Raw genomic sequence first — 16,309 nt, forward strand, 5'->3', positions numbered from 1 at the left:
TGAAGGTCACCCTCTGACCGAAAGGAGCAGCCATGGCCGCAATCCCTCTGAAGATCCTCGCCATTTCCGGCAGCCTGCGTAAAAGCTCGTTCAACAGTGCCGCCCTGGAAGCCGCCGCCGAAATTGCCGGCGAAAAGGCCGAGTTCACCTTTGCCAACCTCGCTGGTATCCCCCTTTACGATCAGGATCTACGCGAGCTGGGTGTGCCGGAGGCTGTCGAGACTCTGCAGCAGCAGGTACTGGAAGCGGATGCCATTCTTTTTTCCACCCCCGAATACAATTACTCGGTGTCCGGCGTACTGAAAAACGCCATCGACTGGCTGTCGCGGGTGGACCCACAGCCGTTTGCCGACAAACCAGTGGCGGTGATGAGTGCGAGCATGAGCGCCTTGGGCGGCGCGCGGGCACAGTATGACCTGCGCCGAATCCTGATTTATCTGGATGCGCACTTTGTAAATAGACCAGAAGTGATGATCAGCTTTGCCCACAAGAAATTTGATGAGAGTGGCGCACTGACAGATGGGGACACGCGGAAGTTTATTGGCAACCTGGTGCAGGCATTGGATCAGTGGGCCCGCCGGATCCGCGTAACAAATTAAAACTTCGGTCTCGACCTACTCTTCGTCGCCCTTTCCCATGCCATCCAAATGGGACTTGGCGGAGTGCATCACCCGCAGGGTAAAGAAAGTGAGCAGGCTGATCACAATCGCCACCTCCAGACGGTCGGTCGCCACGGCAAGCCCGATAGCACCGGTGGCCCACAGGCTCGCTGCCGTGGCCGTCCCTTGCACCCGCCCGACTTTCCCACCATCGGAGACACTTTTAAGAATCGCACCCCCGCCGATAAATCCCATGCCGGTAATTAGCCCCTCAATTACGCGGCCTTCGGCATCGGTGGAGGTCAAAACATCAAAACCCACCAGGGTATAACCGCAAGCCGCGACGGCCACCAAAGGGAAAGTTCGCAGACCCGCGGTGCGCTCATGCTTTTCCCTGTCCCAGCCAATGGGTAAAGCCAGCAGGTAGGCCACCGCCATATAGATGATGTGGTCTAATACCAGTAACCAGTCGACGTCCTTGAAGAGTTCCATCCATGCTCCTGCTCAAACCGGTGATTGACCGTTGCAGGCGAGTCTCGGAGTTAGACTGTCACCGGCACCTGCTGATCATCACGGCGGCCGCCGCGATTCCACCACTTCTCATGGAAATAGTAGGCCACGGTATTACAGGCAGGTTCCACCAGCGCCAGCGCACTGCCGACCCAGAAGTCACCAGTAAGTACGAAACCAACGGTGAAGGCGACAAGCATATGCACGATCGCGAAGCTACAGGTCTTTTTCATAGGAACCATCCTCAACTCGGGCTGATTAATTTTTAACCAGAACAACCAATATGCCTATTATTGAGAACGATTCCTATTTTTAAAATACAACCAGATCCATAGTCCTGATTAGAATGACCAATCGGTACTGCCATACCTTAACGCCCTCATCACGGTGTCGCCACTGCCAGAAACAGGATAAGCGTAGAAGCCGTCAGGTAGTTTGCTGTACCCAGAAAATTCCCCACTGCCGTTTCAGAAATAGCCGACTGTGTCGGCATAGCGGATCAGTTCGCTACCGTAGTTACCACCCCACTCGTAACCGTACCGACGCTCCGCGTCGATCGCCATAATGTCGTATTGCTTGATACCCGAGCGATCAGCGAAGAAACCCACATCCTGACCCAGGTCGTAAAACCGGTACCACATGGTGCTGCCGCTTCTACTCTGAATAGGGTTGTAGTTATCATCGTCGCTACCGCTGGGGCGTTTGACATAAGCGGTATCCGCAACCTGTACCACCGGGCTGTGGTACCAGGCCAGTGCGGCGCGCACGGCGGCTTCCACTTGTTCGGTCTGCGGCTGCGACATCAGGAAGGCCGTCACCAGCATGGATTCCTTGCCGCTCTTGGAGGGCAGTTCGTAATCCCGCGCACCGCGGGGCTCAAAGGTCACCGGGTCGTGCTGGGCACACCATACGGTTTTTGCATCCGCCTGGGCGATCTGCGCCCTCAGAATAAACTCCACTCCTTTTGCAATTGCCGCCTCCATACGCACACGCTGCTCGTCAGTAAACAGATCGCCGTTCAGTGGCACTTCCTCACGAACAGCGTGGTCGAGCAGGATGAGAACTCGTGCCATAGCCCCGTCGTTGAAGGTTACGTGGTTGGAATAGGTGGTGCCGGTACGCGCGGGGTATACCTGCGGCCAGCCACCGCTCTCGTACTGCATGGTCAACAGAAATTCCAGCGCCTTGCGCGCTCCATCGCGATACTGACTGTCGCCACTACGCTGATAGACATCAGCGAGGAACATCAACTCGGTTACCGTGGCATCGTTATCGATGGTGCCCAACTCAATACCACCGGCGCCGGTCCAGCCAGAGCGTGGGCTACTGCCATTCCAGGGTGCATCGTAGGTAGACGCATCATTTTTGTAAAAGCCGCCGTGGTCCATCTGCCAGGTGAGAATATGCTCTGCCCGAGCCTCGTCCGCTGAAAGACTGCTCCCCAACCAGGATTTGTAATTGTCCAACTCACCGTAAATCGGGTTGCCGGATTGCGGCAGCATCGGTGCTTCGCCGCCAGAGGAGGAGCCACTGGATGCGTTGCCACCAGAAGAACTGGAAGAAGAACCGGAGCTCGATGACGAGCTACTGGAGGAATTGAACACCGGTGGATCCGCATCGGAACCACTGCTGCCGCCACCGCAGGCGCTCAACATAAGCGATAGGGCCATCGCCGCGGCAGGGAAGAAAATTTTCATTGGCATGGATTCACCTTTAAAACCAGCGGGCAGTGGTAATCCCAGTACCCACGGCAAAAAAAGCCCCGTAAGCGGGGCAATAATGGCAAATTGATTGAGAGGATCTTTAGAACTGTACGTTTACACCCAGCTGGTAAGTGGGGCCATACGTCTCGCTCAGGAACATCATGTTTCCGTTGGAATATTCGTTGCCCTCAAAATACTGAATGTTGCTCTCATCGGTGATATTCACCGCGTCGAGGTACAGTTTTACGTTGTCATTGACGTTGTAGGTCGCCTTGATGTCGTAGGTAATACCGGCATCCTGATAAACATCAGACCAGGCCGCGCAGTTCTGGGAATAGCCCAGAGCCGCGTCCGCAGCAATATCGTCAGCGGTACAGGAACCGATGCGCTTGAGGATTTCGCTGCGGTAGTTGGTGATGAAACGCACGGAGAAGTCGTTGTTCTCCCAACCCAGCGTGGTGTTGACGGTCACGTCCGCCTGCTCCGGCATGCGGATGCTTTCTGCACGCACGGAGTCACCCACGTCTGCCTCGGAGTGCAGCAGAGTGAAGTTGGACTGGATGAAGAAGTTTGCCAGCAGACCTTCAACAAAGTACTGGTTGTAGGTCACTTCCAGGCCGTAAACCTCTGCTCTGTCACCATTCAGGTAAGTCTGGGCGTTGGTCAGTTGCAGGTCGGATGGGATGTTAAACATAGTGACCTGATCCACCGGCAGGGTGTACGGCAGGTCTGCCAGGTTCAGGTTGGCACCGGCAACTTCAACGATAAAGTCATCAATCTGCTTGTAGAACGCTGCGCCCTGAATAAACAGGTTTTCACTGGCGTACCAGCCCAATGACACGTCGAAGTTAGTCGCGGTCATCGCATCCAGCTTCGGGTTACCGATTTCCAGTACGTTGTCCGCAGACATTGTCATGTTCTGGGATTTGTACGCATCGGTGAATTCGGCATCGGCGATTTCACCCTGCAGATCCGCCGGGCGGTCGGAACAGTTGTCGTCACCCAGGTTGGCCGCCGCATCGTAGTTACAGAAAATCACACGGTCGCGAACCTGCGCGTATGCACGCGCTTCGTCGAAGGACGGACGAGTAAACGAAGTCCAGATAGAGGCGCGCAGCAGCAAGTCTTCACGCAGCTCGTCACGGTAATGCAAGCTGGGGAAAAAACCGTCGTAGGAGTTGGAGGTATCATCCAGCGGTACAGCGATATCGAAAGATTCCAGCTGATCGGCACTCTCTTCGCGGTCGTTGCGGATAGAGAGGTAACCGGTGGAGTTGAAATCGGTTTTTTCGTAACGCACACCGGCAATCAGCGCCCCAGTTTCCGTCACCTGGAACTCACCCATGATGTAGGCCGCTGCGGTATCTTCAGTGATCTCGTAGTCGTTGCGGGTGCTTTCCAGCTCGCGCTGCTCCGGGTCGTAGCTGTCCGCAATCTGGCGAGTGGCGGCGATCAGACGCTCCGCTTCCGCTTCGGTAATGAACTCGTGGTCGAACAGGGGGTTATCCGACATAAAGGTTTCGAAGTCACCGAGACGCGCACCGGCGTTTTCAAGGCAGACTTCATCGCCGGCACAACCAGCCACACGCTTGTCGTTGGGCACAATACTTACGCGGTTTTTATCGCGGTTGCGTTCGCGGTTTTTGATACGGAAACCGGTCTTGATGTAGTTCACCGGGCCCATATCAAAATCTTTACGCAGGTTGGCCATGGCCTGATCGATGGTGTCCTCGCGGAAGCTGTCCTCCATAAACAGGTTGTCGTACAGCATATAGGGCTGCACAGTTTCACCATACTGGTAACCGGACGGACCAAAACCACCTACGTCTGGCACTTCCACACCACCGGCGAGATCACTCAACTGATCCGGGTGGACGATCTGGCCGTTCAGGTAATCTTCGCCGGTAGTGCCGAGGGCACTGAGTTTACGCGCGCGGAACTGTACGCGGCGGCCATCGGGAGAATCCTGAGTGGCGTTGGAATGGGACAACTCATAGTCCACGGTCCAGTTATCCCCAAACAGGTTTTCGCCTCCGAGGGAGAATACCTTGGTATCGCTCTCGGATTCCTGAATAAAGAACTGTTGCTGCAGATCCATACCACCGGTACCAAACACATTGTTATCCGGGTCGAGATAAACAACTTCGTCATCGCTCGCCTGACCCCAACGGTAGTACTCGCGCAGTGCGGTATCTTCGTCGGTGTAGACGGTATTACTGAAGCGCGCGTAGTACTTACTGTTATCGTTTGGACGGTACTCGAGATCGAATATACCAGCGATACGCTCGCGCTCGGCATTTTCCTGGCGATTCTGTAATTCGAACGGAATCAGCATCGGGCTATCAGCGCCATCCAAAGTGATGTAACGCGGCAGGCTGGTATCGTGTGCCCGCGATTCGTAGCCTTCCGTCACGCGGTTCTCGTAGGACAGGGAGTAGCTGAAACCAATGGTTTCGTCGGCAAATATATTAGTGCCCTGCAGGGTCAGCTTGGGGGAGGACTCTCCGCTCTGCTCCTGGAAGGCACCCTGAGCACGCAGCTTAATGGTGTCTTCGCCACGGTCCAAGGCTGAAATCGTGGTGACGTTTACACTACCACCGATAGAGTTCAGATCCATATCCGGAGTGAGGGACTTGAGCACTTCGATGGACTGCAGTACATCTGCGGGCAAGGCATCAAGGGAGAAGCCGCGGCTCTCACTATCCGCGGCACCACCGCCGCTATTGGCCATTTCAGAACCGTTCATCTGTACGGATACGAAGCCCGGGCCGAGACCACGCAGGTTGATAAATTTACCTTCACCCTCGGAGCTCTGCAGGGTAATACCCGGCAGACGTTGCAAGGATTCCGCCACATTCTGGTCCGCGAAATTACCGGAATCGTCCTGGGTAATGACGGAACTAAATACGTCTTTATTGCGCTCCGCCTGACGGGCATTGAGCTCAGCGCTCTTAACACCTTCGACATAGACTTCTTCAATTGAAAAATCTGAAGGAACTTCTGCCTTGCTTTCTTCCACTTGCTGATTTGCTTCTTGAGCCATCAGGCTGGTGGAAGCTGCCATGGCGATGGCCACGGCGAGAATCTGTTTTTTATAAGTCATTTTGACTCTCCCATCGGTTTTATGCGGCCTGCTGGTTTTTACGCTCAGACCGTTCGATGTTTTTTATCGCGGGCCGCATCAAACCTACGGCCCGCGAGTTCCCCTGTTGGATTACTGGTAGCTCACCTTGAAGTTATCGATGACAACAGCCTTGTCTTCCGTGCCGCTGTCGCAGCGAATTTGCAGGAAGGAATTGGCTGTACCGATATGCGCATCCGGATCGCTGGTAATGGTGACAGTGCCTTCAGGCTGGTCGCCATCGGCCATCACGGCGGCGTATGCTTCAAACACTTTAGAGTCACCACCATGCATGGACTTGCCAGAGCTGGAGGTGTTGTTGTCCACATACACCTGGCACTTACCGCTATCCAGTGACACGTTGGGGTTTTCCACCACGTCGAAGCTGATTACGTAAGGTTTGCTCAAGTCCAGGTCGCCACGGCCTGCGGTATCAGTTTCCGCAGTATCGGTACCGTGCAGGGCATCACCAATGGAGAAGCGTGCGTTGTGCAGCGCGAGGGTGCCGCCGGCAACAGTGATCCGAGAACCGCCACTGGTTACATTGAACATCGGCTTGCTGGCGTCGCCAGACTGGGCACGATAGGCCGCGTCGAAGAAGTTGGTATCCTCGGTATCGGAGTCTTCAACCAGACCTACACCGTTGAAGTTTTCTTCGAATGCAGCGGAAGCATCGGCACCGGCGTACACATCCAGCTCACCGATTCCGCCAGGCAATTCGCCGACCAGCTGATCAGCCGCAACTGCTGCTGCCGCATTGTCACTCCAAACCAGCCAATCGAGGTTGGCATGGAAGGCACTACCGGAACCTTCACCGATGCGGAACAGGCTTGCAGAGCCACCAGAGCGGCCCGGGCCCGTAAAGTTGCCCACTTCGACGCCGTCGCGGTAAACCACCGCATTGATATTGTCAGCACCTGCAGCCGGATCATTCACGATGAAACTGATCTGGTAGGTGTGATAGCCGTCAGAGAAGTCGAGGTCGCCAACTTCTGCAGTCTCTTCACCGGCGAGGAATTTCTCGATCTGAATTTTTCCAGAGTCCGGACGCAGAATGGCCTTCATACGACGGTCATCGATGTGCGTCTCGATTTCGAAACCGCGCGCACCCTGGCTTTCGGCCTTGGCATTATCGATGCGCGCAACCCAGGTGAAGTGCTTCGGATAAGCGCCATCGGCGACGATGCCATCCAGGTCACCCACTGGCTTGGTTTCGCTGTCGCCATCGAGGGTATCCAGCTCCATGATCCCCTGTGGGCTCACTTCGAACCATTTCAATTCTTCATCCGCGAAGGAGAAATTGGTCTGCTCGCTGCCGTTGATTACAACTGCTCCAAGGTCACCCGGGTGAGTACAACCGTCGTAAACACTCCAGATAATGGCGTTGGTTGCGGAAGGATCAACAGAGGTGGTCGGAGTACAGTTGTCGCCAACCGGAGCTTCCGGAGTTCCGGTCGCAGAGGCACTCCATTCGCTCGGGCCAACGTTGTTTACACCGCGTACCCACACGTAGTAGGTGGTACCGTTTTCCAGCTCGGTCAGAGTGGTCGAGGTCTCGGTCAGGCCAGACATTACTTCCGCAGCAGACACATCGTCAGTAGTGCCATAGGCGAGATCATAACTTGCCGCTCCCAGCACAGAGCCCCAGCTCACCGCCATTTGGGCGTCGGTGGCAAAGGTGGTCGGCGCTTTCGGCGCATCTGGAACCACGGCGGGCTCAAATACGGTACAGGCTGGCAGGTCAGCCTGGCCATCTTCGCTCTGCTTCTCGATCAGAAGGTCATCGATAATTGCGGTACCGCCACTGGATACACGCAGCTGCAGGAAAGAATTCTGGGTACCGATCACAGCGTCCTTGATATCGACAACATCGCCACCGGCCTGCAGGTAAGTTTCTCCAGGAATATTGATCACCACACGCTCACCAGGAACAAGAGAGCCGGTCTCTACATCGAAAATACGCGAGCCCAGTGAGCCACCACCGTGAATGGAGTCAGCCTCGGAACTGGTGTTGTTATCTACGTAGATCTGGGTTTTGGAGCCCGATCCGCTGGCAGATGCCACACAGAAAGAAATGCGGTAGGGCTCGGAAAGGTCCAGTTCACCCCAGCCTGAGCCGCCGTCGGAACCAGGAGTGGAGTCTTTCTTGGGATCTTTCCCATCTGCAGCCATATCAGACAGAGTCTGGCCAATACTGAAACGCGCGTTGCTGATCAGCAGGGAGGCATCGCCAGCATCGCTGACGATCCCCAGGCGTTCTTTGTTATCGACCGTGATCTCCATGCTGGGATCGTCCTGGTCGAAGAAACAGCAGGTGGGATAGTAGAGAGCGGGACGCGCATCTTCGTATTCACTGCTATCAGCAGTGGCCAGCGCCTTGTAGTTGGGACTGAAGAAATCGATGGTGTCGCTCTGATCAAACCCGGTGTATTCACCAAAGTTTTCCACAAGCGGAAGCGGCGTGTTGCTGATTCCGCTCTCTTCCGGCGGTACAACCACCACCGGTGGTGGTTCAGGCAGGTCGGCGATATCGCCCTCCCCTGCAGAACTGCTACCACCGCCGCCACAGGCGGTCAGTGTCCCCATAATGCACAGCGCGAGTGCGGACTTTGCCCAAGGTAAAGGTTTCATGCTCACCCCTTCTCTCTCATTGTCGTCGTTATTCTTATGAGTCCGGATACTTCAGTCGGATGCCGCGCCGTTAGAATTGTTGTGCGCGGTAGCCACCCAGACCCAGCCAGATACTTATTGGTTAGACAATGAAACCAGATTGGTTAGGCATATACAACCATTTGTACCAACTAAGCGCTGCAGTTATTGACACATCTGCCTGACCGGAAGAATTTGGCGCAATAGCGAATGTTTTTTGAGCAAATCTGACGGGTTAACGGGTACAGGAGTTTTCACACCTACCGCAAATTGGGTGGTTAATAGACGCAATGGCGACCTGGAACCTGAGAATTGGCTTGTCCAAAAAGGTAGCCATTTCGCCATTCTTTGGTTGATTGAAGCTGACTTTCTCTGTACCGCTAAACAGAAAAACCCACCCGCCCTGAAGAGCGGATGGGTTTTGGTTCTGTGTGATGGAGTTACATCGGCGCCTTTACTGGCAACTTGCACCACCGAGACCAATCACATAATTCTGATCATTGGCCAGCGGAGAGTTGAACGGGATATGCCCGTCTTTACCTGCGGTGGCAATAATGTAATCCGCCTGCGCCTGGCCCGCCGGGCGACCTTGTGCAGCGATCACATTGCGAGAGGCCTGTGAGTAGTTCTGCGAAAGATCCGATACGGAACCGGAGCTGTCACTGATGGTGTACACCAGAGACGAATCCAGGTTACACGCGGCATCGGAGAACCACACCTTGCTGCCTTCGCTGCGGAAGTTTCCACCGTCCACATCGCGGGCCAGCTGCTCGCCGCGCTCATTCAACGCCTGTACCACGTCATCCTTTTCCTGGAAGTCGCGATTCATCATGAAGGTGTTGTCTTCCCACAGCACCGTCGCACCCACACGCACACTCAGGATGTCCTTGCGATAGTTCATAAAGAAGTTATCAAACATGTGTGAGGTGCCGCGACGGATCAGCGGGATACGACGCAGGGTGTTACCCAGGCTGTTGTAGTGATCGTCGGTGGTGATAAACGCGTTGTGATGCATGGTGGTGGTGATCTGCTCGTTGATGGTCCGAGAGTCACTGGAACCGTGCAGAGAAGCGCGCTTCACGTTGATCAGCTTGTTGAAGGAAATAGTGATGTCGTAGGCACCCACTTTCACATCAAACGCCGCGTCACCGGTGGTATCGAAGGTGTTCTTGTGAATCCAGATGTCGTGGGACGCACCGGTATTGCGGATCATGTCCGGGTCGAGGCCGTGGTCCTCAACGTGACCGGCACCGCGGAAATCCAGGTGAGTCAGGATCACGCTCTGCTCGGTTTCCACCGGCTGACCGCTGCTGTCGGAACCGATGGCAAAACCGTTGAAGCGGAAGTAACCGTTACTGAAACGTCCGTCGAGTGTTTTATTGGAGCCGATCTTCGCATTGCGGATGGGCAGATCCTTGTCGTCCAGACGGTTGTTGAAAAACTCCGACAGACAGGAATCACCGGATAGACCATTGCTGGAACACCAGCTGCGGAAATCGCGACACTGGGCTTCGCTGCCGTTGATCGCAGACTGCACGGAAGAGTCGCCACAGAAATTGCGATGCATGGAGATTTCGGTTTCGTTGGCAAAATCAAATTTGTCGAACACGATCCAGTTGTGCTCGTCGCCGGTGATGGCGTCGAGAATCTGCTGCTCAACCGGAACACTGCTGTTCTTGGTGATTACCGTCAGCTTGCTGTTGCCGTTGGGATCGTAACCACCCATCGCGTTTTCACCGTAACCCACCGGACGACCAAGGGTTTCATACAGACACTGCACAATCTTCTGATCGGTATCCAGCACGGAAGAATCGCGCCAGTTTACGTTCGGGTCGGTCGCTAGCGTATAGCACGCGTTGCTGATGCCACCGGAGGACGACCCGCCGGATCCGGAACCAGAACCACTGCCTGAGCTGCTACTGGAGCTACTAGACGAGGAACTGCTACCGCCGGAAGAGCCGGAACCGCTACCACCGGAAGAAGAGCTTGAAGAAGAACTGCTGGAGCCGCCACCACCGGATGAGGAGCTGCCGCCACCATTACAGTCGCCTGCACTCGGGGCGGCACCAGAAATGGAAAGGCTGTCGATATTCGCGAGGCCACTGCTACCGGTCGCTTGCAGGCGGATTTCGTTGTAGCCCGCATTCAGCCACACGGTCACGGAACCGCTGTCAGCGTAGTTACCCCAGGCACCGGTGCCTGGCAGACTGACGTTAGTCTGCGCACCGTTATTCACCAGCACAGATCCCGGGCGGTCACTACTGCCATTGGCGTAACGCCACTGCAGGGTGTAGTTACCCGCTGCCGGCACCACCACGGACCAGTCGACACCCATTCCGCTTTCGTTGTCGGTGTTGGCATAGCCGCTACCGGTATAGCCGCTGTGTTCGGATTCCACCGCGCCGTCCACAGCACAATAGCCCGCTTCAGATTCCTGCAGAACTAACGTAGATGGTATACCGCCGCCCCCGGAAGAGCTTGATGAAGAAGAGGAGGAAGACGAGCTGCCGCCACCAGAGGACGAGCCGCTGCCGCTCGCGTTATAGACTTCAAACTCGGTAATCTGCGGTGCACTGCTGGCACTATCAATCATTAAGTTGACTTTATCCATACTGACATCGCCAACATAAACCTGCAACGCGGAACCAATGCCATTTCCGGAGGCAAGCTCAGCACCGGTATCGTTATTTACCAGACGCCAACGCTGCACATTGCTACCGATTTCGCGGATCACGACCGTATTGAAATCACCGCCGAAGTTTTTCACCGAGATTCGCTCGCCACTTGTGGAGCTCGGTTGCCAGTAGCTGCCCAGATCGCCGTCCACGGCGTTACCGTAGCTGCTGCCACCGCCTTTACTGGACCCGTCGGCGTCGCCCGATAACGCGAGGTTTGGCCCCAGATCTCCGCCACCGGAACTGGACCCGCTGCCGCCGGACGAAGAGGAACTACTGCTAGATGATGACGAGCTACCACCAGAACTGGAGCCGGAGCCGCTGCCACCGGAAGAGCTGGAGCTGCTGGAACTGGAGGAGCTGACCGAACAGCTGCTGTCTGCTACCAGGTTCCCTTTGTTCGCGCCCGCAGTAGAGGCCACCACTTGCGGCACCAGGTTGCCATTACATAGTTGATAACTGTATGGAATGTTGATGGAGGTGGTGGACGTCGGATTCGGGCCGGCCGGGTGGTTGTCATCGCCGTCTTCCGTCCAGGTAATATTGGACCAGATGTTGCCACTGACTTCCCAGTAACCCATATCATTGGTATAGAAAGTACCGAGCGGATCCTTCGAGTCCTCGAAGTAATTATTTTCTGCTTTTATTTTGCCGCCGATACGAGGGTTCATACCGGATTTATTGATGCCCACATAGTGATTGTTATAGGCATGCGCAGTTGCGCCGCGTAATAACGGGGTACGGGAATCAATGTTCTGGTAGAGATTGTGGTGGAAGGTAACCGGGCCATTATTGGTATCGCCATCGCTGGAACCAACGAGACCACCGCGACCAGAATTCCGCAGAATACTGTAAGAAAGGGTCACGTATTTTGTGTCCGCTTTCATATCGAACAGAGCATCGTAACCATCACTCTCGCCACCCTGCGCCTCGAGGGTCAGGTGATCCGCCCAAACATTGTAAACGCCACTTTCCATACCAATGGCATCACCACCGTTGGAGGTGGGAGAACCGGATTTTTTCACATTCCGCACATGGAGGTTCTGCAGAATGATGTTGGATGCGTTGCGCAGGTGAATTCCCAGCTCATCGAACAGCGCGCCGTTGCCAACACCGATGATGGAGATATTACTGACGTCCTTGATTTCAATCTTGTCGTCGGCGGTGTTACAGCTATCGCCGGACACCTTGCTGGTGTTGCCGTGATTGATGGTGCCTTCGACGTGAATGATGACGGGGGTGTCGTCGGATGCCCGGTTACACAGGGCCTCGTGAATCTGGGTACCGGTAGTGGCATACACTATATTGCCACCGGCACCGCCAGTAGTGCCGCCATTTAATGTGGCATACCCCGTGGCCTGAGCGGAGACATCCGCGGCCGCAAAGGTGCCCAGCAATGTACTCAACATTGCTGCTCTCTTCAGCTTGATTTGCATGTGACCTTCCATTGTTATTTTTACTGTTGATCAAGACGATCGGTCACAGAGTGAGCCCCGGGGATACTGCGAGCAGGGAGGGGTGGACCAATCATCATCGCTGTGGGCGGCAGAAACTGCGGGGGCCGCCCGATATTTGGCCAAATCGGCTTATTTAGCCAAAGCTCTATATTCTTATTAATTGGCAATACCAAATATCAACACCGAGGTTACCATAGTATTTAATACTGTAAAGCCCATCCAGAAACCTGTTAGACCAATTCGCGAAAATGTGCACTATCGCAAGTCGTCGGCGAGGCCACAGGGTACCGGCAGGCAAAAAAAAGCCGGGCTAAAAAGCCCGGCAATGCCATCCTGATGATGATGCGAGGAAATCAATGAAACAAAATGCCGCCTACTTAAATTGAGTAACAGGTGAGGAGAACCTCACCACTGAAGTTACTCGATCAATCCCAGCGCGCGCGGCAAGAACTCGCTGATTGCCGGCACCAGGGTAACCAGTGCCAGTACCACGAACATCATGAGGTACATGGGCAACAGCGGGCGTATCAACGCTGTGATTGAAGTTTTGGAAATACTGGCCCCGACAAACAGCACACTGCCCACCGGCGGTGTACACAGGCCGATACACAGGTTCAGGATCATCACGATACCGAACTGCAGCGGGGACATACCCAGCTCCATCACTACCGGCAGGAAAATGGGGGTAAAGATCAGTACCGCCGGGGTCATATCCATAAAGGCACCCACAGCGAGAAGAATCAGGTTAATGGTCAGCAGGATCAGCAGCGGGTTGTCACTCAGGGTGATCAGCGCCTGGCTGATGGTCTGCGGAATATTCTGGTAAGACATGATCCAGGACATGGCCGAAGACGCGGCGATCAGAAACATCACAATCGCAGTAGTCTCAACGGACTTGGTCAGCAGTGCCGGCAGCTGGTCCAGCTTCACTTCCTTGTACACCACACAAGACAGCAGCAAGGAGTAAAGCACTGCAATGGCACTGGCCTCAGTCGCGGTGAAGAAGCCACTGATGATGCCGCCGATCACGATAAAGATCAGGAACAGGCTGGGCACCGCATCCACGGTTTTCTGCACCGCTTCTTTCAGGGTGGGCTTTTCACCCACCGGGTAGCCTTTGGCTTTCGCCCACAGCCCGCACACCATCATCAGGCCAAGCGCCAGCAACAGACCCGGCAGGTAGCCGGCGATAAACAGCGCGGCGATGGACACACCACCGGAGGCCAGGGAGAAGACGATGAGAATATTGCTCGGCGGAATCAACAGGCCGGTGGTGGACGAAGCCACGGTCACCGCGGTGTTGAAGTTCTTGTCGTAACCCGCCTTGGTCATGGACGGAATCATAAAACCGCCGATGGCCGAAGTGGCCGCGACCGCAGAACCGGAGATGGAACCGAACAGGGTGCAGCTGATGATGTTCACGAACGCCAGGCCGCCGGGGAGCATACCCACCAACACCTTGGCGAAATCGATAATGCGCCGGGCGATACCGCCGCTGCCCATCAACATGCCGGAGAAAATAAAGAACGGAATGGCGAGCAGCGCGAAACTGTCGATGCCGCTGGCCATACGCTGGGCCATGGTGATCATGGCCGGATCAAAATCGATGGTGCACAGCATGGTGAGCACGGTGGCCGCACCAATACTGATGGAAATGGGCACATTAAGCGCGAGAAGGATCAGAAAACTGACCAGCAATACCAGAACTGCAACTTCCACGATGACTCTCCTCGCTTAAGCTTCGACGGCAGCTTCGGGCTGCTTTTGTTTTTGTTTGGTTTCTGCATCGGCTACAGAAGCGTTTGCGTCGTCGGTGCCATCTGTACCTTCCATATAAGAATGCACTTCGGAATCAAACTCGCAGGGCAACTCTTCTTTTGCAGTGACCAGCTCGGTCAGATGATCGATGGAGAAGAGACAGATCAGCAGGCCGGACAAAGGCAGCACGCTGTACACGTAACCCATGGGCAGGTTCAGCGCCGCGGAGGTCTGCTCCAGCTCGAAGGTGAGCAGCATCAGCTTGGCACCGCCGTAAACCATCGCCAGCGCGGCGAAGGCAAAGCACACCAACACCACAAAAATCTGCAGCGCGCGGCGCTTGGCACCGTGCAACGCATTGCTCAGCAGGTCGATACCCAGGTGGGATTTTTTACGATAGGCGTAGGCGCCACCCAGCAGACCAATCCACACCAGCAGGTAGCGCGCCACCTCTTCGGTATAGGAGCTTGGCTGCATGGGCAGGAAGCGGGTAAGTATCTGCCAGGTCACGTCCAGCACCATCAGTGCCAGCAGCGTACCGAGTACAAAGCCCAGGGCCTTTTCAATTTTCTGCATCATCTTTGCCTTCCACTTTTATTTTTTTAGTGGGCTTTTCTTCAGGAATTAATTAACGGCTTTGATCTGATCCAGCAGATCGCCAACGTCGGTGCCCTTGTAGCTGTCGTGCAGCGGCTTCACCGCGTCGATGAAGGGCTGCTTGTCCGGGTAGATCACTTCCACACCGGCGGCCTTCACCGCAGCCAGGGATTCCTCGGTGGATTCCTGCCACAGCTTGCGCTGGTAGGCCACGGCTTCATCGACCGCCTCATTCAGCCACTCCTGCTGCTGCGGCGTGAGCTTGCTCCATACCTCGGTGCTGATCAGCAGCAGGTCGGGCACGTAGGTGTGCTCGTCCAGGGTGTAGTACTTGGAAACTTCGTAGTGCTTGGAGAGATAGAAGCTCGGCGGGTTGTTCTCGGCACCGTTGACCACACCCTGCTGCAGCGCGGTGTACAGCTCGCCCCAGCTCACCGGGGTAGCGGCACCGCCCAGGGTGTTGACCATCTTGATCGCGGTCTGGCTGTTCTGAACGCGGATCTTCTGGCCGTTCAGGTCTTTCGGGGACTGCACGGCGATATCGTTCATGTAAAAGGAGCGACTGCCCGCATCCAGGTAACCCAGGCCGCGCAGGCGCGCGCGCTCACAGGCAAGCAGCAGATTCTTGCCAATCGGGCTCTGTAGCACATTCCAGAAGTGTTCGGAATCTCGGAATACATAGGGAAGGTTGAACACCTTCATCTCCGGCACAAAGCCCTCCATGGGGCTGGCGGAGACCTTGGTCATGGCCAGGCTGCCGATCTGCAGCAGCTCGATCAGCTCGCGCTCGCTGCCCAGCTGGCCGCCGGAGTAGATATCGATACGCATGGTATCGCCGGACAGCTCCCGCAGGCGCTCATCCATAAATACCATGGCTCGGTGTACTGAGTGCTGCTGATCCAGTGAGTGAGCCAGCTTCAGTGCCACCTGCTCATCTTTGAATCCGCAGCTGGCCAGCGCCAATGCCGCGGTCGACAACGCGATCGCCGCGAGGGTACGCAGCGCCTTTCTCTTTATTATCATCATTGCTACCTGTGGGCTTTTGGTACTTGGTACAGGTTCTATCTATTTATTTATTGTTCTGATTTGCCGCTTGGCCCTGTGGCTTGCCCACAAAGCCATTATGGCAGACCGCATTGGTCATACCATGTTACCGATATCGGTAAGGGGGCGCAACGGGCAATCCCTGCCAGCCCCCGCAGCACCTCACGCCCTACCAGCGGGATTTGGCGCGAGATAC

At 55.4% G+C, this 16,309-nt stretch carries 10 protein-coding genes; 1 reads left to right on the forward strand and 9 read right to left on the reverse strand.

The genetic code is table 11. From position 1 onward, the window contains the following. The first annotated feature begins 32 nt into the window (after positions 1–32). On the forward strand, positions 33–599 hold the full coding sequence (locus tag AAFH99_RS01020; protein WP_406828412.1) for an NADPH-dependent FMN reductase: 567 nt from the start codon (positions 33–35) through the stop codon (positions 597–599). Positions 600–614: 15 nt separating this feature from the next. Here the strand turns inward: AAFH99_RS01020 and AAFH99_RS01025 are convergent, their stop codons facing one another. The 9 genes from AAFH99_RS01025 to AAFH99_RS01065 form a co-directional block, all read right to left on the reverse strand. Then, complete coding sequence (locus AAFH99_RS01025; protein ID WP_406828413.1) at positions 615–1,091, reverse strand: MgtC/SapB family protein; 477 nt, start codon at positions 1,089–1,091, stop codon at positions 615–617. A 50-nt stretch (positions 1,092–1,141) separates the two neighbouring features. Then, entirely contained in the window at positions 1,142–1,342 is a 201-nt protein-coding gene (locus tag AAFH99_RS01030; RefSeq protein ID WP_406828414.1) for a DUF2061 domain-containing protein, read from the reverse strand. A 234-nt stretch (positions 1,343–1,576) separates the two neighbouring features. Continuing rightward, positions 1,577–2,812 (reverse strand): pectate lyase, encoded by a 1,236-nt coding sequence (pelA, locus tag AAFH99_RS01035; RefSeq protein ID WP_406828415.1) that lies wholly within the window; start codon positions 2,810–2,812, stop codon positions 1,577–1,579. A gap of 100 nt (positions 2,813–2,912) precedes the next feature. Continuing rightward, the gene (locus tag AAFH99_RS01040; protein ID WP_043319608.1) at positions 2,913–5,915 is read right to left on the reverse strand and encodes a TonB-dependent receptor; all 3,003 of its coding nucleotides are present in this window, start codon (positions 5,913–5,915) and stop codon (positions 2,913–2,915) included. Positions 5,916–6,026: 111 nt separating this feature from the next. Next, positions 6,027–8,564 carry a fibronectin type III domain-containing protein gene (locus AAFH99_RS01045; RefSeq protein ID WP_406828416.1) on the reverse strand — a complete coding sequence of 846 codons (2,538 nt, stop codon included), beginning with the start codon at positions 8,562–8,564 and terminating at the stop codon, positions 6,027–6,029. A gap of 472 nt (positions 8,565–9,036) precedes the next feature. Next, entirely contained in the window at positions 9,037–12,666 is a 3,630-nt protein-coding gene (locus tag AAFH99_RS01050) for a carbohydrate-binding domain-containing protein (RefSeq protein ID WP_406828417.1), read from the reverse strand. Positions 12,667–13,131: 465 nt separating this feature from the next. Continuing rightward, positions 13,132–14,433, reverse strand: coding sequence for a TRAP transporter large permease (locus tag AAFH99_RS01055; protein WP_255873460.1), 1,302 nt, complete (start codon positions 14,431–14,433; stop codon positions 13,132–13,134). A gap of 15 nt (positions 14,434–14,448) precedes the next feature. Continuing rightward, positions 14,449–15,048, reverse strand: a complete 600-nt coding sequence (locus AAFH99_RS01060) for a TRAP transporter small permease (protein WP_081848182.1) — start codon at positions 15,046–15,048, stop codon at positions 14,449–14,451. Between the two features lie 48 nt (positions 15,049–15,096). Next, complete coding sequence (locus AAFH99_RS01065; protein ID WP_406828418.1) at positions 15,097–16,095, reverse strand: TRAP transporter substrate-binding protein; 999 nt, start codon at positions 16,093–16,095, stop codon at positions 15,097–15,099. Positions 16,096–16,309 lie beyond the last annotated feature (214 nt).

It is taken from the genome of Microbulbifer sp. ARAS458-1, from assembly GCF_045348205.1.
Lineage (GTDB): Bacteria > Pseudomonadota > Gammaproteobacteria > Pseudomonadales > Cellvibrionaceae > Microbulbifer.